Genomic DNA, 17,738 nt, shown 5'->3' on the forward strand with positions numbered 1-17,738 from the left:
GGATTCGGGGTCAGCCACGTCCATCTCGCGGCACCGAACCTGCGGGGGGCGTGCTCACCGGCAGCCGCGACAGGGTCTGGCCGCTACGCGTTGAATCCGCGTCGTCACCGGGGTCCGAGCGTCCGGTCGGCGACGCGCCGCACAGGGGGTACGGCGCGTGCATGTTATTTAATGGCGTTGATCGTATCGGAAAGGTCATCGCCGATATTGGCAAGACCTTCCCGCCCGGGATCGTCGCCGTTGATGTCCGGCGGGTTGGCAGCATGGGCGCCATGGGCACGGCCGCCACTGGACTGGATGCTATCTTTTGTGACCTCCCCAAGGGTCGTGCCGCTGTCGATGCCCGGCGTGTCGATACTCGAATCCTGGGCGAAGGCTGGCATGGCAAATGCAATCAATGCCGCGGTGGCAAGACGTTTTTTCATCAGTTTACTCCTCCAAAACAGCCGCGAAACATTCGCGACTCACGGGAAGTTTACCACACCTTCCTCTACGTAAAGAACTGACTACCCGCATTGCGGGCGCGCCCGCCTCTACCGCGTGAACTTCTTGTATTTCACCCGCTTCGGCTCCAGCGCGTCCGGTCCCAGGCGGCGCTTCTTGTCTTCCTCGTAATCCTCGAAGTTTCCCTCGAACCACTCCACATGCGCCTCGCCCTCGAAGGCCAGGATGTGGGTGCAGATGCGGTCAAGGAAGAAGCGGTCGTGCGAGATCACCACGGCGCAGCCGGCGAAATCCACCAGCGCGTCTTCCAGCGCCCGCAGGGTTTCCACGTCCAGATCGTTGGTCGGCTCATCGAGCAGCAGCACGTTGCCACCCGCTTTCAGCAGCCGGGCCATGTGGACGCGGTTACGCTCGCCGCCCGACAGCAGGTTCAGGGTCTTTTGCTGGTCACCGCCCTTGAAGTTGAAGGCCGAGCAATAGGCGCGGGAGTTCATCTCGGCATCGCCCAGCTTGACCACGTCCAGCCCGTCGGAAATCGCGTGCCAGACCGTCGCCTTGTCGTCCAGATCGTCGCGCGACTGGTCGACGTAGGACAGGTCCACCGTGTCGCCAAAGCTGATCGTGCCGCCATCGGGCTGTTCCTGCCCGGTCAGCATCTTGAACAGGGTCGATTTGCCGGCGCCGTTGGGACCGATGACGCCGACGATGCCGCCCGGCGGCAGTGCGAAGGACAGATCCTCGATCAGCAACTTGTCGCCATAGGCCTTGGTCAGATTCTCGACTTCGATCACCTTGCCGCCCAGACGCGGGCCGTTGGGAATGACGATCTGGGCGCGTGAGATCTTCTCGCGCTCGGACTGGTTGGCCAGATCGTTGTAGGCGTTGATCCGCGCCTTCTGCTTGGCCTGCCGGGCCTTGGTCCCCTGCCGCATCCATTCCAGCTCGCGCTCCAGCGTCTTCTGGCGCGACTTGTCCTCGCGCGCTTCCTGGCTCAGGCGCTTGGCTTTCTGTTCCAGCCAGGCGGAATAATTGCCCTCGTAGGGAATGCCGCGGCCGCGATCCAGCTCCAGGATCCAGCCGGTGATGTCATCCAGGAAATAGCGGTCGTGGGTGACGATCAGGATGGTGCCCTTGTAGTCGATCAGATGTTGTTGCAGCCAGGCGATGGTTTCCGCATCCAGGTGGTTGGTCGGTTCGTCCAGCAGCAGCATGTCGGGGGCTTCCAGCAGCAGCTTGCACAGGGCAACCCGGCGGTTTTCGCCGCCCGACAGGGTGGTTACATCGGCCTCGTCCGGGGGGCAGCGCAAGGCTTCCATCGAGATGTCGATCTGCGCGTCCAGATCCCACAGGTTCTGGGCGTCGATCTCATCCTGCAGCCTGGCCATTTCGTCGGCGGTTTCGTCGCTGTAGTTCATCGCCAGGTCGTTGTAGCGATCCAGGATCGCCTTCTTGTCGGCGACGCCCAGCATGACGTTTTCGCGCACGTTCAGGGCCGGATCCAGTTCCGGCTCCTGCGGCAGGTAGCCGACCTTGGCGCCCTCGGCGGCCCAGGCCTCGCCCGAGAAATCCTTGTCGAGCCCGGCCATGATCCGCATCAACGTCGACTTGCCCGAGCCGTTGACCCCGACCACGCCGATCTTGACGCCGGGCAGGAAGCTCAGGCGGATGTTCTCGAAACACTTCTTGCCACCCGGATAGGTCTTGGAAACGCCGTCCATGTGGTACACGTACTGATAAGCTGCCATTGCCCTGCCCTGACTTGCTGAAGATCGCGCCGTTTTAGAGGCGAGCGCTTGGGCAATGCAACGGCCAACCGAAAAAATCGCCCGTCCCTGCCCGTTGCACCTTTCCTGACGGGAACAACAAACCCGCGACTCCTGCCGCAACGGCACATATCCGGATGCCCTTTTTCACAAGGGTTTCCTGACATGACAGATCCCCGGCGCCCGGTGTACGGCGCGTCGCCCCTGCGGCACCTCACTATTTATAGGGAGTAGCTTGGCCGGTCGGATTGCCCTAGGCGATATGCAACGGGGCCATTTCACCAATGTGACATAGGTCACAACCCTTAATTGTTTCAGGACCTTAGAGTGTTTGTCGAATTTTCATTGCTGAAGAATCTGGCGCCCCAGGACGCACGTGCCTTCGTCGCACGTCTGGCCCGGATGTCCACCAGGGCCGGCACCGTGATGACAAACCGGGGCGAGCGGCCAGATTACCTGTACTTCGTGTTCAAGGGGAAACTCACGGCCTTTGTCGCGTCCCGGCAGGGCCGCGAGATCATTCTGGATCGTCTGGAACCCGGCGACGTGTTCGGCGAGCTTTCGGTGCTTGATGGTGGTTCGCGCGTGCGGTCGGTGCGGTGTGAGACCAATTGCGACCTCGGCCGCATCCCGACCGAAGAATTCGACCGCTGGCTGCGCGCCCATCCGGTGGCGATGCGCGAGGTGACGATCGCGCTGGCCGGGCGGATGCGCGACATGTCGGACCGACTGTTCGAATTTGCCTTTCACGACGTGGAAACGCGGGTACGGCATTTTCTTGTGCGCTGTCTGATCCAGCAGGGAAGCCTGCACAACGGGGCGGTGCTGGATCCCGCGCCCAGTCACCTGACCATCGCCAATTGCATCGGCGCCAACCGCGAAGCGATCAGCCGCGCGCTGTCCCGGCTGGCCAGGGCCGGGGTTCTGACCACCGGGCGCCAGCGGATCGAGGTGCTTGACGTGCATCTGCTGGAGACCGGCCTCTAGCAACCGGTTTGACTTCGCCGGTCGGGGCGGCTTTTGTTCGTGGCAACAGAAGGTGACCCGATGACATATATTCCCGCCGCCAATCGCTACGACACCATGGTCTACCGCCATTGCGGCCGCTCCGGGCTGCAACTGCCCGCGATTTCGCTGGGGCTGTGGCACAACTTTGGCCACGACCGGCCGCACCAGTTAAAGCGCGACATCTGCCGGACCGCCTTTGACCACGGCATCACCCATTTCGATCTGGCCAACAACTATGGCCCCCCGCCGGGCAGCGCCGAGGAAGCCTTTGGCGAGATCCTGCGCACCGATTTCGCCGGGTTCCGGGATGAGGTGATCGTCAGTTCCAAGGCGGGCTATCCGATGTGGCCCGGTCCCTACGGTCAGTTTGGCAGCCGCAAGACCCTGATTTCCTCCTGCGACCAGTCGCTGAAACGGCTCGGGCTGGACTATGTGGACATCTTCTACTCGCATCGCTTCGACCCGGACACGCCGCTGGAGGAAACCATGGGCGCGCTGGATCACATCGTGCGGTCGGGCCGGGCGCTTTATGTCGGGATCTCGTCCTACAACGCGCAGCGCACCCGCGAGGCCGTGGCGATCCTGAACGACCTCGGCACCCCCTGCCTGATCCACCAGCCGTCCTACAACATGCTGAACCGCTGGGTCGAACGCGACGGGCTGAAGGACACGCTGGCGGACCTGGGGGTCGGCTCCATCGCCTTCACGCCGCTGGCGCAGGGCATCCTGACGTCGAAATACCTCGACGGGGTGCCCGAAAGCAGCCGGGCGGCGCAGGGCAAGTCGCTGGCGCCGACGATGCTGACCGACAGCGCGCTGGCCTCGGTCCGCGCGCTGAACGAATTGGCGGAAGCGCGCGGTCAGACGCTGGCGCAAATGGCGCTGGCCTGGGTGCTGCGCGACGGCGGCATCACCACCGCACTGATCGGCGCATCGCGCCCCGAACAGGTGGTGGATTGCGTCGGCGCCGTCGGCAACCTGGAATTCTCGAAGGAGGAGCTGGAGGCCATCGACCGCCTGTCGTCCGAGGAAGACATCAACCTTTGGGCGCGGTCGTCGGAAAGCTGAAGGGGCTTGAAAAGTGACGGCTGGCGCAGACCGCCCGCTGTCTGGCTAAAGGGCCAGCACCGCCGCGATGGTCATGCCCGCCGTGCACAGGACACCGAAATACATGGCCACCGCAAATCGCCTCGTTCCTGAGATCATCCTGGCCCCCTTCAGCTTTTTCCGTCTGGTCATAACGCCAGCGTAGCGGCCCCCTTGGGCCAGCCAAAGAAATGCCGGGCGCCATGGTTAGCGCCCGCCGTTCAGCCGCCCCGGCGGTGGCGCACAGGGGTGCCGGTCAGGGCATCCGCTGCCTGTGGCGCGGTGGTCGATGCATAGGCTACCAGCACGCGCGCGCCCCGGCGCATGGCTTGTGTAGCCGGTTGCACTGTCATCGCGAGATCTACCACTGGGGTCACCCGCGCCCCGCGCCGATCCTCACCACTGACAATCGCCGCATCGGCGGCGCGCGGTTCGGTGCCGGAAATTGCCAGGCCGGCAGTCAGGAAGCAGGCGGCAACAAAGGTGGCAAAGGCGGCTTCAGGTGTTCTGATCATGTGAAATCTCCCGTCGGAAAGCTGTTGTTTTCTTCAGTGAAGATGTTGTGGCGCAGGGCGAAGGCCGGCAGCAGTCGGCGATTCCCGACCGCGCCCCGGTTCGACCTCCGGTTATCCTGACCTCGCAAGAAAGCCCCCGCCGCAACTGCGGCGAGGGCCTGATGCTGCCGAGAACCGGCGGGCTATTCGCCCAAAGCGATGCCTTCGCGGCGCGGGTCGGCGCCGCCCCAGATCCCGTCGTCGCGGATCGCGATGGCGTGCAGCCCCGAGGTCAGGTCGCGCACATTGGTCTCATAGCCGAGCTCCTGCAGCGCCTCGGCGCTGTTGGCGACCTCGGTGCCTTCCTCAAGGTCATAGGTGCCGAACCGGTTGACCAGATGCGGCATGGTCACCGCCTGCTGCGGGTCCAGCCCCCAGTCGGCCATGGCGATGATGGTCTGCGCCACATAGCCGATGATCCGCGAACCGCCCGGCGATCCGACCACAAGGATCGGTTCCCCGTCCTGCAAGACGATGGTCGGCGCCATCGAGCTGCGCGGCCGCTTGCCCGGGGCGATGGCATTGGCGATGGCCACCCCGTCCGACTGGCTGGAGAAGCTGAAATCCGTCAACTCGTTGTTCAGCAGGAAGCCGCCCGGCGTCATCACCCGTGACCCGAAGCCGTTCTCGATGGTGGTGGTCATGGACAGGGCGTTGCCATGGCTGTCAACGATCGAGATATGCGAGGTCGAGGGCAGCGAGATGTCCTGATTGTCGGCCCAGATCAGCGCGTGATCGAACTCGGGCGTGCCCGGTTCGACGCTTTCCAGCGCGGTGTTGCGGCCCAGAAGGGCGGCACGCTGCGACAGGTAGGCCGGATCGACCAGCCCCTCGACCGGCACCGGCACATAGTCGCTGTCGGCCATGTAGCGGCCCCGGTCCGCGAAGGCGAGCCGCGAGGCATCGCCGATCAGCCGCCAGGTCTGCGGATCCTCGAAGCCGAGGCTGGCCAGATCGTAGTTGGCCAGAATCCCCAGGATCTGGCCCACGGTCAGCGCCCCCGACGACGGCGGCCCCATGCCGCAGACATCCGCGCCGCGATAGTCGACACAGACCGCCGGGCGTTCCTTGACCTGGTACAGCGCCAGGTCGACCATGCTCAACAGCCCCGGATTGCCCTCGGCACCGCGCACGGCGGCAGTGATACCCTCGGCAATCTCGCCGGTGTAGAAGGCACCGACCCCCTTGTCGGCGATGGCCCTCAGGGTTTCGGCATAGGCCGGGTTCTTCAGGATGGTGCCTTCGGCCAGCGGTGTGCCGCCGGGCATGAAATAGGCGGAGGTGGCCGGGAACCGGCCCAGTTTCTCGGCGTCGCCTTCGATCAGTGTGGCCAGCCGCGGCGATACCGGGAAGCCACCTTCGGCCAGCGCGATGGCGTCGTCGAACAGCCGGCCCCAGTTGGCGCTGCCCCATTTGCGATGCGCCTCGGCCATCAGCGCGGGGGTGCCCGGCGTGCCGACGGACAGACCGCCCACGACCGCATCCCAAAACCCCATGGTTTCGCCGTCCATGGTCTGGAACAGGGTCGGCGTGGCGGCCAGCGGCGCGGTTTCGCGGCCGTCCAGCGTGGTTACCTCGCCGCTGTCGGCATCATACCAGACCAGGAAAGCGCCGCCGCCAAGACCCGAGCTTTGCGGCTCGACCAGCCCCAGAACCGACTGGACCGCGACCATGGCGTCGGCGGCGGTGCCGCCTTCTTCCAGCACCGCAGCACCGGCCTGCACGGCCAGCGGGTTGGCGGCGGCCACCATCCAGTCGGCGGCCTGCGTCGGCTTGCCCTCGGCCTTGGTGTGCAGGGCGTCCATGGCAGCCGGGGACAGGCCCGCCGCTTCCCAGCCCGCGACCTTGGCTTCGCTGGTGCCTTCGGTGGTGATCGCGTCGGCGGCCTGTTGCGCCGCCAGCGGCGTGGCCAGTCCCACCGTCAGCGCCAGTACCGAAATGGATTTCAGGTATCGCATGTCCAATCCTCCCAGTTGGTCGTATTCCGTCAGCATGGCGGCTGCGCATCGCGGCTGTCCAATGGAATCTCCGCCCCCGGACCGGCCCGCCCCGGCTTGCAGTTCGCCCGCGCTCATGATGTAGCTTTGGCATGGCCCTGCTCGCCGGGGCGGCCCCATATGGTGACAGCAACATGACGCAGGCATGAAGGCAGGCTTTCCAGCGGCACGGGCCGGACAGAAGATCGGGCTTCTGGGCGGATCCTTCGACCCGGCGCACGACGGTCACGTGCATTTGACCCGGGCCGCACTGCGCAGCTTCGGGCTGGACCGGGTCTGGTGGCTGGTCTCGCCCGGCAACCCGTTGAAATCCGAAGGCCCCGCGCCGCTGGCCCGCCGCCTGAGGGCCGCGCGGGAGGTGATGCAGCACCCGCGCGTCACCGTCACCGACGCCGAGGCGCGACTGGGCACACGCCACACCGCCGCCACGCTGGAGGCGCTGATCCGGCTTTATCCCGGCGTACGGTTCACATGGCTGATGGGTGCGGACAACCTGGCCCAGATCCATCGCTGGGAACGCTGGCCGTCGATCTTCGCGCAGGTGCCGGTGGGCGTGATCGCACGGCCCGGGGATCCGCTGTGGGCGCGCACCGCGCGGGCGGCCCGGCTGATGCGGAACGACCGGCTGCGCCGGGCCGAGGCGCAGCTTCTGGGCGGGGCGATTCCCCCCGCATGGTGCTATCTGCGCGGCCCGCAGGTAAACTTGTCCTCAACCGACATTCGCGCGCGGGGAGACTGGGTAAGATGAGCCGCAACATCCTTCTGAACCGCCGCGCGGTGCTGACAGGCCTTGCCGGGCTGGCCGCGCAACCGGCGCTGGCCAATGTGCCGGTCTCACCGATCCCGACACCGCGCCCCGCTGCACCACCGCCGCGCGACCTTGCGGCCCTGACCCGCGCCCTGATCGCCGATGTGGGGTTGAGCGGCGAGGTGGCCTGCGTGATGGCCGACGCCCAGACAGGCCAGCCGCTGGTTGTGATCCAGCCCGACCTGCTGCTGCCGCCGGCCAGCGTCACCAAGGCGGTGACCGCCGCCTATGCCTATGACACGCTGGGGCCGGGGTATCGCTTTGCCACCCGCGTGCTGGGCACCGGCCCGATGCGCGACGGGGTGCTGCACGGCGATCTGGTGCTGGCCGGCGGCGGCGATCCCGGACTGGACACAGTCGGGCTGGCGCAACTGGCCGCCGATCTCAAGGCCATCGGGCTGCACGAGGTCAAGGGCCGCCTGCTGATCTGGTCCGCTGCCCTGCCGCAGATCCCCGAGATCGCGCCGGATCAGCCCGATCACCTGGGCTACAACCCCTCGGTGTCGGGGCTGAACCTGAACTACAACCGCGTGCATTTCGAATGGCGCCAGCAAGGCGCGGATTACGAGGTGACGATGGATGCCCGCGTCGGCACGCTGCGCCCGCGCACCGGTCATGCCCGCGTGCATCTGGCCGCGCGCAGCCTGCCGGTCTACACCCATCGCACCGATGCCGACAGTGGGCACGAGCACTGGTCGGTGGCACGCCCGGCTCTTGGCACCGGCGGCGCACGCTGGCTACCTGTCCGTGACAGCGGCCTTTATGCCGGGGATGTGTTTCGCACCCTGCTGCGGTCCGAAGGTCTGGACCTGCCCGCCGCCGAGCGCATCACGATCCTGCCAATGGGCCAGACGCTGGCCAGCCGGATCAGCGCGCCGCTGTACGACATCGCGCGCGGCATGTTGAAATATTCCACCAACCTGACCGCCGAGGTTCTGGGTCTGGAAGCCAGCGCCCATCTGAACGGCGCGCCACTGCCCGATCTGCCCAGTTCGGGCGCCGCCATGACCCATTGGGCCGCGACCCACCTGGGGATGACCCAAAGCCGGTTCGTGGATCATTCCGGGTTGGGCGACGAGTCCCGCGCCACGGCCAACGATCTGTGTACGGCCCTGTTGGCGCAGGGCCGCGAAGGCGCGCTGAAAACCAGCCTGAAGGACATCGCCCTGCGGCAGGACAATGGCACCAACACGCCGCTCACCCTGTCGGCCAAGACCGGCACCCTGAATTTCGTCAGCGCTCTTGCGGGCCATATCGCACCCCGCACCGGGCCGAGGATGGTCTTTGCCATCCTGACCGCCGACATGGCGCGGCGTTCGGCCATTGCACCGGAGGATCGCGAAAATCCCGCCGGCAGCCGAAGCTGGACCCGGCGCTCCCGCCGGATGCAGTACAATCTGGTGCGCCTGTGGTCCGGGGTGCCGCTGGTCTAGCGGATGGGCTTGGCGCGCCGGGCCTCAGACCACCATGTGGCGGGCGCGGGCACCGCGTTCGATGGCGGCGGCGTGCAGGCGGTCGATGTTCAACTCGTAGCGGATTTCTTCCAGAAGCCGCAGCTCGGACTCGTTCAGATGCCCGTCGGCGGCGGCCACGTCGCAGGCCAGCGCATAAGCGGTTTCGTTCAGACGTTCGGGCAGGGCTTCGCGGATCAGGCCGAACAGCGCGTCCAGCCCCTCTTCGGCCTCGAACAGTTCGAACACCAGCTGGCTGAGGCTTTGCAGGCGTTCGTCGCCGAAATCCGAGAACACAGGCAGGTGATTGATCATCGACTGAATCTTCACCAGTTCCGAGGTGCGGATATTGGCATCCGACAGAGATACGGCGATCATCAGCGCGACGAGGCTGTCTTGCGGTGTGAGAGACGGTTCGGATTGCGACACGGCAAATGTCCTTGTAGGTGGTTCTGGCGCTTGTGTTACCGTGGCGGGCGCCGTGACGCCATGTATTTCGACACCGGCCCCCGGCAAGACCGCATCGCGACCGGGGCGGGATCGGTTGACCTGACGCGGTCTTGTCACTAAGCCCGGCGCAAAATCTGTCAGGATATCCGCACATGACCTCCGTCCGAGACGAAGCCCTGGCCTCGAAGGCCTGGCCGTTCGAAGAAGCCCGCCGTGTTCTCAAGCGCTATGAGAAGGCGCCGCCCGAGAAGGGCTATGTGCTGTTCCAGACCGGCTATGGCCCCTCGGGCCTGCCACATATCGGCACTTTCGGCGAGGTGGCGCGCACAACCATGGTGCGCCGGGCGTTTCAGGAAATCAGCGATATCCCGACCCGGCTGATCTGCTTCTCGGACGACATGGACGGGTTGCGCAAGGTGCCCGGCAACGTCCCGAACAAGGACATGCTGGCCGAGGATCTGAACCTGCCGCTGACCCGCGTGCGCGACCCGTTCGGCACGCATGAGGGTTTTGCCCAGCACAACAACGCCCGCCTGTGCGACTTCCTCGACAGCTTCGGCTTCGACTATGAATTCGCCTCGGCGACCGAGTATTACACCTCGGGCCGCTTCGACGAGATGCTGCTGGTGGCGCTGGACCGCTTCGAGAAGATCCAGGAGATCATGTTGCCGACCCTCGGCCCCGACCGCCGCGCGACCTATTCCTGCTTCCTGCCGATCAGCCCCAAGACCGGCCACGTCCTGCAGGTGCCGACGCTGGAACGCAATGTTGCCAAGGGCACTATCGTCTATCAGGAACCCGACGGCGAGAAGGTCGAGATCCCGGTCACCGGCGGCCATGTGAAAATGCAGTGGAAGCCCGATTGGGCGCTGCGGTGGGCCGCGCTTGGCGTCGACTACGAGATGTCGGGCAAGGATCTGATCGATTCCGTGACCCAGTCGACGAAAATCTGCCGGGCGCTTGGCAAGGCCCCGCCGGTGGCGCTGTCTTACGAGCTGTTCAACGACGAGAACGGGCAGAAGATCTCGAAGTCAAAGGGCAACGGCCTGTCGATGGAAGACTGGCTGAGCTACGCCGCGCCCGAAAGCCTGCAGTATTTCATGTACCTCAAGCCGAAGACCGCCAAGCGGTTGTACTTCGACGTGATTCCCAAGGCCGTGGACGAATACCACCAGCAGTTGCGCGCCTATCCGGGGCAGGATCCGAAGGCACAGCTGAACAACCCGGTGTTCCACATCCATGGCCATGACGTGCCGGCGTCGGACATGGTGGTGACCTTCTCGATGCTGCTGAACCTTGCCTCGGCGGCCTCGGCCCACGACAAGGCCACCCTGTGGGGCTTCATCGGCAAATACGCGCCCGATGCCTCGCCCGAGACCCATCCGGGGCTGGATGCGGCCGCAGGCTTTGCCGTGCGCTATTACGAGAACTTCGTGCAGCCGGAAAAAACCTATCGCGCGCCCACCGATCAGGAACGCGCGGCGCTGCAGGATCTGGCCGATCGCCTGCGCGGCTGGGACGGCGAGGTGGAGGCCGAAGCCCTGCAATCCGAGGTCTTCGCCGTCGGCAAGGCGCATGGGTTCGATCCCCTGCGCGCCTGGTTCTCGGCCATCTACGAAGTGCTTCTGGGCGCCAGCCAGGGCCCGCGCTTTGGCGGCTTCATCGCGCTATACGGGGTGCCGGAAACCGTGGCCCTGATTGACCGCGCGCTGGCCGGGGAACTCGCCACCGATTGACCGATCCCCTCCGCGCCTTACCATTGGGAAAAGGCGCGGAGGGTTCCAACATGCGCACGGCAAGTCTTTTGGCACTTCTGACGGCGACACCGGTGATGGCGCAGCCGGCGCAGGACATCGAAACCGTGATCGGCGACCAGATCGCCGCCTTTCAGGCCGAGGATATGGCCCGCGCCTTCACCCATGCCGCCCCGGCGATCAAGCGCATGTTCGGCAACCCCGAAAGCTTTGGCCAGATGGTGCGCGATGGTTATCCGATGGTCTGGCGTCCGGCGGATGTGACCTTTCTGGACCGGACCGAGATCGGCCCCGAGGCCATCCAGCGCGTGATGATCCGCGACGGCGGCGGACAATTGCACTTTCTGGCCTATCGCATGATCCGGCTTCAGGGCGCATGGCGGATCAACGGCGTGCAGATCCTGACCGAGGGCGTGGGACTTTAAAGACCCAGATCCTGCGGGCCAAGGTGAAACGCCTTGCCGAAACCGCCGTTCAGGGCCGCGCCAGTGACGCTGAACCGCAGGAACGAGAAATCCGCGAAATCCACATACAGCTTTGCCTTGGGCAGAACGCGCAGATAATGCGCGCGCAGATCGGCGTGCTCTGGATCGCCATGACCGATGAAGTGTGCCGTGCAGGCCAGGGTCATGCGCGGATGGGTCAACGGATCGCCGCGATCCCCCGGTTCGCCCACCAGCAGCGAGGCCGCCGGGTTGACCCGCAGGGCGCGGGTATGTGCCGACAAGTCGGACACCAGCGACAGCGGCGCGCCCTCCGGCCCGGCGATCAGCGCCACCCGCGTGACCTCGGGCAGGCCGGTGCCGGGATGCAGCACCGCCAGCGCGGCGAAGCGCATCTCGGCCAGCAGACGCCGGGCCAGCGTGCGGGCCTGATCGTCGGTGGGTCGGATCGGAGAGGATTTGGGCATGCCACCGATCATGGCCGGTAGGGTGTGTTTGGCAAGAAGCGTTCGGCAGCGGGCGGCCCCGTGCCTTGCCGCAACCCCGCCTTGCGCCACCAATCAGGCAGTCAGAAGCTCCACCACAGGGCCATCCGCACCCCCGCGCTGTCGTCGCCGCGCACGCCCCAGATCAGCGCAGTTTCCAGCGCCAGACCGGCGGGCAGGTCCACAACCACCGCCGGCAGAACCTTCAGATAGGGCTCGGCCTGTGGAAAATCGCCGCCCTGAAGCTGCAGCATATAGGTCAGCTTGCCCGCGCCCTTGACGCCAACGGTGGCATCCAGCTTTTGCGCCGTGCCCGAGGATTGTTCCCGAAACTCGACCGAGGCATCGACTGCCAGCCAGCCGGAATACTCCCCAAAGCTGAAGCCCCGGCCATAGGCGATTGCAGGACGCAGAATTGCTTCCGTCCGGGTCTCGATCTGGCCCAGATAGCGGCCCAGCGTGGCATAGCGGCGCTGCCCGACGCCCAGTTGCGCGGCGAAGCGATGGGTGGCGTCCAGCGGCGACAGCGCATAGCGCAGGAAGGCGACGCCGGACCATGTACGCACCTGCGGGATCGCTGACCGCTCGGGCGGCGACAACTGTCCGCTGCCTGTCTGCTGGAGGTACTGGCGCTGCAATTGGGGCGTCAGAACGGTTTCATCGCCGCCCAGATCCAGCCCGATGGTCATCCGCGGCGTCAGCCCGTATTCGGCAAAAAGCGTGCCGTAGCCGTCGAATTGCGGTGCCACCGCGCCGGAGAGTTCGTCTTGCAGCGTGGTGATCTCGTAGCCCAGCGACACAAACCCCGTTCCCGGCTCGCGCGGCCAGGCCCCGGCCAGCGCGGCGGCGCAGGGCAACCCGCACAGCAGGACCGCAAGGGTAATGATACGCATGACAAGCCTCTCCCGAGGGCTCAGGCTGAAGCGCACAGGGTTAACAGGGACTTAATTCCCGGCCGGAGCAATTTTCCCTGTCCGCGCCGCGCCGCCCTGCGCTAGGCTGAGACCAAGAGGAGGAGCCAACATGCAGATCACCACAACGGCCAGCCATCAGACCGTCATCACAACCTTTGACGTCACCCCTGGCACCTGCCAGGACCTGATAGACGCGCTGCGCGACGCCTATGACCATTTCATCTCGAAGCAGCCGGGCTTCGTTGCCGCCGGTCTGCATGTGAACGACGCCCAGACCCGGATCGCCAATTATTCCCAATGGCAACGGCGCGAGGATTTCCAGGCCATGCTGCGCACCCCCGAGATGCGCGAGCGCAACCGCCAGATCAACACCCTGTGCCGCAGCTTCGAGCCGGTGATGTACGAGGTCGCGCACACCCTAGGCTGAGACAATCGGCCCAATCCCGCAGCGCATCGGTCATTGCTAGACAGCCGCCAAACGCCGCGACCCCCCGCGCGGTGCCATAACCGTTGCACTTCTGGCAAAAGCCACTAGGTTGCGGTCGCTCTAAGGGGAAATCACGATGCTGGATTCGACGACGCTGCGCCACGACTGGACCCGGGAAGAAGCCGAGGCCCTGTACAATCAGCCTTTCAACGACCTGCTGTTTCAGGCCGCCAGCGTGCATCGCGCAAATTTCGACCCCAATCAGGTCCAGCGCTCCAAGCTGCTCAGCATCAAGACCGGCGGTTGCGCCGAGGATTGCGCCTATTGCAGCCAGTCGGCGCGCAACGGCGCGCAACTGTCCGCCAGCAAGCTGATCGAGGTCGAGCGCGTGCTGGCCGAGGCCAGGAAGGCCAAGGACGGCGGCGCGACACGGTATTGCATGGGCGCGGCCTGGCGCTCGCCCAAGGATCGCGACATGGAGGCGCTGGCCGCCATGGTCGAAGGCGTCAAGGCGATGGGCATGGAAACCTGCATGACCCTGGGCATGCTGGAAGACGACCAGGTGCTGCGCCTGAAGGATGCCGGGCTGGACTACTACAACCACAACATCGACACCTCGGAACGCTATTACTCCGAGATCATCACCACCCGCACCTTCGCCGACCGCATCGACACGCTGAACCGCGTGCGCGAAGCCGGCATCAAGGTCTGTGCCGGCGGCATCGTCGGCATGGGCGAGCAGCAGATGGACCGCGTCGACATGCTGCTGGCGCTGGCCAATCTGCAAGAACATCCCGACAGCGTGCCGATCAACCAGCTGATCCCGATCGCCGACACGCCGCTGGCCGATGTGACCAAGATCGACCCCATCGAGTTCGTGCGTACCATCGCGCTGGCCCGCATCCTGATGCCGAAGTCTCATGTGCGCCTGTCCGCAGGCCGCACCGAGATGAGCGACGAGATGCAGGCCATGTGCTTCTTTGCCGGGGCCAATTCGATCTTCGTGGGCGACACCCTGCTGACCGCCGACAACCCGGAAGAGGACAAGGACGGGCAATTGTTCGACCGTCTGGGGATCGACGCCATGGCACCGGGCTGCGACGGATCGCGATGACCGGATTTCCGCGCCACGCGCAGGCGCTGGCGTCCCTGACCTCCCGTGGACGCCGCCGGGTTCTGGCGCCGCGTGCGGGGCATGACTTTGCCTCCAACGACTATCTCGGGCTGGCCGAGTCCGACTTGATGCGGGCGGCGGCCCATGCGGCGCTGAACCGGGGCGTGCCGGTGGGCGCGGGCGGCTCGCGCCTGCTGCGTGGCAATACGCCCGAGCATGAGGCGCTGGAAGCCGAGGCCGCGGCCTTTTTCGGGACCGAACGCGCGCTCTTCATGGGGGGCGGGTTTCAGGCCAACACGGCGATCTTTTCGACCCTGCCCCTGAAGGGCGATCTGGTGCTGCATGACGCGTTGATCCACGCCTCGGCCCATGACGGGATGCGTCTGGGCCGCGCCGAGACCCGCAGTTTCCCGCACAATGATGTCCCCGCCGCCGAGGCCGCGATTGCCGACTGGCGCGCGGCGGGCGGCGACGGGCAGGTCTGGATCGCGGTCGAAAGCGTCTATTCGATGGATGGCGATTTTGCCCCGGTGGCCGAGCTGATGGCGCTGGCCGACCGGCAGGGCGCGGTGCTGGTGGTGGACGAGGCCCATGCCACCGGCCTTTGGGGCCCCGGCGGGCGCGGGCTGTCGCACGACTTTGCAAACCGCTCCAACCTGCTGAGCCTGCATACCTGTGGCAAGGGGCTGGGCGTGTCCGGCGCGCTGATCTGCGGCGACGGTGTGCTGATCGACACGCTGGTAAACAAGGCGCGCAGCTTCATCTATGCCACCGCACCCTCGCCGCTGAACGCCGCGCTGGTGCGCGCGGCGCTGGCCGAACTGGACCGAAACCCCGATCTGCCGGACCGGGCGCGCGCACAAGTGGCCATGGCGCATCGGCTGGCCGAAGACCATTGCGGGCTGACCGGGCTGCACAGCCAGATCCTGCCAGTGATCCTGGGCGACGACAAACGGGCGCTGGCCGCCGCACAGGCGTTGCAGGCGCGCGGCCATGACATCCGCGCGATCCGCCCGCCCACCGTGCCGCGCGGCACCGCCCGGCTGCGGATCTCGATCACCCTGAACGTTGATGCCGGGGTGCTGGACGCCCTGTTTCGCGACCTTGCCCATGTGCTCGACACGGTGCCCGCATGACCGCTGTCGTGGTGACGGGAACCGACACCGGCATCGGCAAGACCGTCTTTTCGGCCGGGCTGACCGCCGCCCTTGGCGCGACCTACTGGAAGCCCGTGCAATCGGGGCTGGAGGACGACACCGATAGCCAGATCGTTGCCCGCCTGTCCGGCCGCCCGACCTTACCCGAAGCGTGGCGGCTGCAACTTCCAGCCTCGCCGCACCTCTCGGCCGAGGCCGAAGGGGTCGAGATCGACGACATCGCCCTGACCCTACCCGACACCTCTGGCCCGCTGGTGGTCGAAGGCGCAGGCGGGCTGCTGGTGCCGCTGAACCGCCGCACGACCTATCTGGATGTCATCGCCCGCTGGCGCGCGCCGGTCATCCTGTGCGCCCGCACCGCCCTTGGCACCATCAACCATTCGTTGCTGTCGCTGGCCTCCCTGCGCGCGCGCGATGTTCCGGTGATCGGCATCGCCTTCATCGGCGCAGCAGAGCCCGAGGTGGAACAGACGATCTGCGATTTCGGGCAGGTGGCGCATCTGGGGCGGCTGGGCTTGCTGGACTCGCTCACGCCCACAACCCTGCGCGAAGAATTCATCGCCATCGACATCGACCGCATCCGCAAGAGCATGGCCGCATGACTCCGCTAGAGTTCGACCAGCATCACCTGTGGCACCCCTATACCAATGTCACCAAGCCCGGCCCCACGTTTGTGGTGAAGGAGGCCGAGGGCGTCTGGCTGACCCTGGACGATGGCACCCGCATCATCGACGCCATGTCAAGCTGGTGGAGCACCATTCACGGCCACCGCCACCCCACCATCACCAAGGACGTCCACGACCAGTTGGACCGGCTGCCACATGTGATGTTCGGCGGGCTCACCCATGATCCGGCGATCGAGCTGGGGCGGCGCCTGCTGGACCTTGCCCCGGATACGATGCAGCGGATCTTCTATTGCGACAGCGGCTCGGTCTCGGTCGAAGTGGCGCTGAAGATGGCGGTGCAATACCAAGTCTCGCTGGGTCGCCCCGCGCGCTGCGAATTCGCCACGATCCGGCAGGGCTATCACGGCGACACCTGGAAGGCGATGAGCGTCTGCGACCCGGTCACCGGGATGCACCACCTGTTCACCGGCGCCCTGTCGATCCAGCATTTCGTCGATCGTCCGCCCATCGCCATTGACGCCGACTGGTCCGACGATCCGGCACGCAATGGTCTGGGCGCGCTTGAGGCGCTGCTGACCGAAAATCAGGACCGCATCGCCGCACTTATCCTCGAACCCGTGGTGCAGGGCACGGGGGGGATGTATTTCTATCACCCCGAATACCTGAACCGCGCCCGCGCCCTGTGCGATGCCCATGACATCGTGCTGATCTTCGACGAAATCGCCACCGGCTTTGGCCGCACCGGCCAGATGTTCGCCACCGATCACACAAGCGTCCAGCCCGATATCCTGTGTCTGGGCAAGGCAATCACCGGCGGCACCATGTCCTTTGCCACCACCATGACCAACGAAAAGATCGCCGAAGGCATTGGCGGCGGCGATCCGGGTCTGTTCATGCACGGGCCGACCTTCATGGCCAACCCGCTGGCCTGCGCCGCCGCCGGGGCCAGCCTGTCGCTGTTGCAGCGCGGCGACTGGCAGGGGCAGGTCGCGGCCATCGAGGCGCAGTTGCGGGCCGAACTTGCCCCCGCCCGCGCCTTGCCCGGCGTGGCAGATGTGCGGGTGCTGGGCGCCATCGGCGTGATCGAGATGGACCATGTGGTCAGCGCCGACATCGCGCACGGGCATTGCAAGGAGATGGGCGTCTTCCTGCGCCCCTTCGGCAAGAAGATCTACACCATGCCACCCTTCGTGACCTCGCCCGATGAGCTGCGCCAGATCACCGCCGCCATGCTGCATCTGGCCAAGGTGCTGTGAG

General features: G+C 65.8%; 18 protein-coding genes. 11 read left to right on the forward strand and 7 right to left on the reverse strand.

Annotated elements, in window-relative coordinates; translation table 11 throughout:
• Positions 1 to 164: 164 nt before the first annotated feature.
• Positions 165 to 425 (reverse strand): hypothetical protein, encoded by a 261-nt coding sequence (locus tag AB0T83_RS04445; RefSeq protein WP_366191840.1) that lies wholly within the window; start codon positions 423 to 425, stop codon positions 165 to 167.
• 108 nt (positions 426 to 533) lie between these two features.
• On the reverse strand, positions 534 to 2,189 hold the full coding sequence (gene ettA / locus AB0T83_RS04450) for an energy-dependent translational throttle protein EttA (protein ID WP_366191841.1): 1,656 nt from the start codon (positions 2,187 to 2,189) through the stop codon (positions 534 to 536).
• Between the two features lie 363 nt (positions 2,190 to 2,552).
• On the opposite strand from ettA, the gene AB0T83_RS04455 reads away from it, so the two are divergent.
• Positions 2,553 to 3,194, forward strand: a complete 642-nt coding sequence (locus tag AB0T83_RS04455) for a Crp/Fnr family transcriptional regulator (protein WP_366191842.1) — start codon at positions 2,553 to 2,555, stop codon at positions 3,192 to 3,194.
• A gap of 60 nt (positions 3,195 to 3,254) precedes the next feature.
• Positions 3,255 to 4,283 carry an L-glyceraldehyde 3-phosphate reductase gene (mgrA, locus tag AB0T83_RS04460; RefSeq protein WP_366191843.1) on the forward strand — a complete coding sequence of 343 codons (1,029 nt, stop codon included), beginning with the start codon at positions 3,255 to 3,257 and terminating at the stop codon, positions 4,281 to 4,283.
• A 239-nt stretch (positions 4,284 to 4,522) separates the two neighbouring features.
• Here the strand turns inward: mgrA and AB0T83_RS04465 are convergent, their stop codons facing one another.
• Both AB0T83_RS04465 and ggt read right to left on the reverse strand, forming a co-directional pair.
• Entirely contained in the window at positions 4,523 to 4,816 is a 294-nt protein-coding gene (locus AB0T83_RS04465; protein WP_366191844.1) for a hypothetical protein, read from the reverse strand.
• A 182-nt stretch (positions 4,817 to 4,998) separates the two neighbouring features.
• Entirely contained in the window at positions 4,999 to 6,813 is a 1,815-nt protein-coding gene (gene ggt, locus AB0T83_RS04470) for a gamma-glutamyltransferase (RefSeq protein WP_366191917.1), read from the reverse strand.
• A gap of 184 nt (positions 6,814 to 6,997) precedes the next feature.
• On the opposite strand from ggt, the gene AB0T83_RS04475 reads away from it, so the two are divergent.
• Positions 6,998 to 7,600 (forward strand): nicotinate-nucleotide adenylyltransferase, encoded by a 603-nt coding sequence (locus AB0T83_RS04475; protein ID WP_366191845.1) that lies wholly within the window; start codon positions 6,998 to 7,000, stop codon positions 7,598 to 7,600.
• On the forward strand, positions 7,597 to 9,093 hold the full coding sequence (gene dacB / locus AB0T83_RS04480; RefSeq protein WP_366191846.1) for a D-alanyl-D-alanine carboxypeptidase/D-alanyl-D-alanine endopeptidase: 1,497 nt from the start codon (positions 7,597 to 7,599) through the stop codon (positions 9,091 to 9,093). The genes AB0T83_RS04475 and dacB overlap by 4 nt, the downstream gene beginning before the upstream one ends.
• Positions 9,094 to 9,117: 24 nt before the next feature.
• Here dacB and AB0T83_RS04485 read toward each other — a convergent pair whose 3' ends face one another.
• A complete protein-coding gene (locus AB0T83_RS04485) occupies positions 9,118 to 9,540 on the reverse strand; it encodes a tellurite resistance TerB family protein (RefSeq protein ID WP_366191847.1) in 423 nt (140 codons plus the stop codon).
• Positions 9,541 to 9,713: 173 nt separating this feature from the next.
• On the opposite strand from AB0T83_RS04485, the gene AB0T83_RS04490 reads away from it, so the two are divergent.
• Both AB0T83_RS04490 and AB0T83_RS04495 read left to right on the forward strand, forming a co-directional pair.
• Positions 9,714 to 11,297 carry a lysine--tRNA ligase gene (locus AB0T83_RS04490; RefSeq protein WP_366191848.1) on the forward strand — a complete coding sequence of 528 codons (1,584 nt, stop codon included), beginning with the start codon at positions 9,714 to 9,716 and terminating at the stop codon, positions 11,295 to 11,297.
• 50 nt (positions 11,298 to 11,347) lie between these two features.
• Complete coding sequence (locus tag AB0T83_RS04495) at positions 11,348 to 11,740, forward strand: DUF4864 domain-containing protein (RefSeq protein WP_366191849.1); 393 nt, start codon at positions 11,348 to 11,350, stop codon at positions 11,738 to 11,740.
• Here the strand turns inward: AB0T83_RS04495 and AB0T83_RS04500 are convergent.
• Positions 11,737 to 12,225: a HugZ family pyridoxamine 5'-phosphate oxidase gene (locus AB0T83_RS04500; protein ID WP_366191850.1), complete on the reverse strand. Its 489-nt coding sequence runs from the start codon at positions 12,223 to 12,225 to the stop codon at positions 11,737 to 11,739. The genes AB0T83_RS04495 and AB0T83_RS04500 overlap by 4 nt on opposite strands.
• Before the next feature lie 101 nt (positions 12,226 to 12,326).
• On the reverse strand, positions 12,327 to 13,136 hold the full coding sequence (locus AB0T83_RS04505) for a hypothetical protein (RefSeq protein ID WP_366191851.1): 810 nt from the start codon (positions 13,134 to 13,136) through the stop codon (positions 12,327 to 12,329).
• A 130-nt stretch (positions 13,137 to 13,266) separates the two neighbouring features.
• Between AB0T83_RS04505 and AB0T83_RS04510 the strand changes: the two genes are divergently transcribed.
• From AB0T83_RS04510 to bioA, 5 genes are all read left to right on the forward strand, one after another.
• Positions 13,267 to 13,584 (forward strand): antibiotic biosynthesis monooxygenase family protein, encoded by a 318-nt coding sequence (locus AB0T83_RS04510; RefSeq protein WP_366191852.1) that lies wholly within the window; start codon positions 13,267 to 13,269, stop codon positions 13,582 to 13,584.
• A 136-nt stretch (positions 13,585 to 13,720) separates the two neighbouring features.
• Positions 13,721 to 14,698, forward strand: coding sequence for a biotin synthase BioB (gene bioB, locus AB0T83_RS04515; protein WP_366191853.1), 978 nt, complete (start codon positions 13,721 to 13,723; stop codon positions 14,696 to 14,698).
• Positions 14,695 to 15,834, forward strand: coding sequence for an 8-amino-7-oxononanoate synthase (locus tag AB0T83_RS04520; RefSeq protein WP_366191854.1), 1,140 nt, complete (start codon positions 14,695 to 14,697; stop codon positions 15,832 to 15,834). The genes bioB and AB0T83_RS04520 overlap by 4 nt, the downstream gene beginning before the upstream one ends.
• A complete protein-coding gene (gene bioD, locus AB0T83_RS04525) occupies positions 15,831 to 16,457 on the forward strand; it encodes a dethiobiotin synthase (RefSeq protein ID WP_366191855.1) in 627 nt (208 codons plus the stop codon). The genes AB0T83_RS04520 and bioD overlap by 4 nt, the downstream gene beginning before the upstream one ends.
• On the forward strand, positions 16,454 to 17,737 hold the full coding sequence (bioA, locus tag AB0T83_RS04530) for an adenosylmethionine--8-amino-7-oxononanoate transaminase (protein ID WP_366191856.1): 1,284 nt from the start codon (positions 16,454 to 16,456) through the stop codon (positions 17,735 to 17,737). The genes bioD and bioA overlap by 4 nt, the downstream gene beginning before the upstream one ends.
• Position 17,738: the final 1 nt, after the last annotated feature.

This window comes from Meridianimarinicoccus marinus (assembly GCF_040689105.1).
Taxonomy (GTDB): Bacteria; Pseudomonadota; Alphaproteobacteria; order Rhodobacterales; family Rhodobacteraceae; genus Meridianimarinicoccus; species Meridianimarinicoccus marinus.

Bases quoted from the DNA above. Each gene is read 5' to 3' on its own strand.
- mgrA (WP_366191843.1), top strand. From the start codon at position 3,255: ATGACATATATTCCCGCCGCCAATCGCTACGACACCATGGTCTACCGC.
- AB0T83_RS04445 (WP_366191840.1), bottom strand. From the start codon at position 425: ATGAAAAAACGTCTTGCCACCGCGGCATTGATTGCATTTGCCATGCCA.
- bioA (WP_366191856.1), top strand. From the start codon at position 16,454: ATGACTCCGCTAGAGTTCGACCAGCATCACCTGTGGCACCCCTATACC.
- AB0T83_RS04475 (WP_366191845.1), top strand. From the start codon at position 6,998: ATGAAGGCAGGCTTTCCAGCGGCACGGGCCGGACAGAAGATCGGGCTT.
- AB0T83_RS04465 (WP_366191844.1), bottom strand. From the start codon at position 4,816: ATGATCAGAACACCTGAAGCCGCCTTTGCCACCTTTGTTGCCGCCTGC.
- ggt (WP_366191917.1), bottom strand. From the start codon at position 6,813: ATGCGATACCTGAAATCCATTTCGGTACTGGCGCTGACGGTGGGACTG.
- bioD (WP_366191855.1), top strand. From the start codon at position 15,831: ATGACCGCTGTCGTGGTGACGGGAACCGACACCGGCATCGGCAAGACC.
- AB0T83_RS04490 (WP_366191848.1), top strand. From the start codon at position 9,714: ATGACCTCCGTCCGAGACGAAGCCCTGGCCTCGAAGGCCTGGCCGTTC.
- bioB (WP_366191853.1), top strand. From the start codon at position 13,721: ATGCTGGATTCGACGACGCTGCGCCACGACTGGACCCGGGAAGAAGCC.
- AB0T83_RS04505 (WP_366191851.1), bottom strand. From the start codon at position 13,136: ATGCGTATCATTACCCTTGCGGTCCTGCTGTGCGGGTTGCCCTGCGCC.
- AB0T83_RS04510 (WP_366191852.1), top strand. From the start codon at position 13,267: ATGCAGATCACCACAACGGCCAGCCATCAGACCGTCATCACAACCTTT.
- AB0T83_RS04500 (WP_366191850.1), bottom strand. From the start codon at position 12,225: ATGCCCAAATCCTCTCCGATCCGACCCACCGACGATCAGGCCCGCACG.
- dacB (WP_366191846.1), top strand. From the start codon at position 7,597: ATGAGCCGCAACATCCTTCTGAACCGCCGCGCGGTGCTGACAGGCCTT.
- ettA (WP_366191841.1), bottom strand. From the start codon at position 2,189: ATGGCAGCTTATCAGTACGTGTACCACATGGACGGCGTTTCCAAGACC.
- AB0T83_RS04495 (WP_366191849.1), top strand. From the start codon at position 11,348: ATGCGCACGGCAAGTCTTTTGGCACTTCTGACGGCGACACCGGTGATG.
- AB0T83_RS04520 (WP_366191854.1), top strand. From the start codon at position 14,695: ATGACCGGATTTCCGCGCCACGCGCAGGCGCTGGCGTCCCTGACCTCC.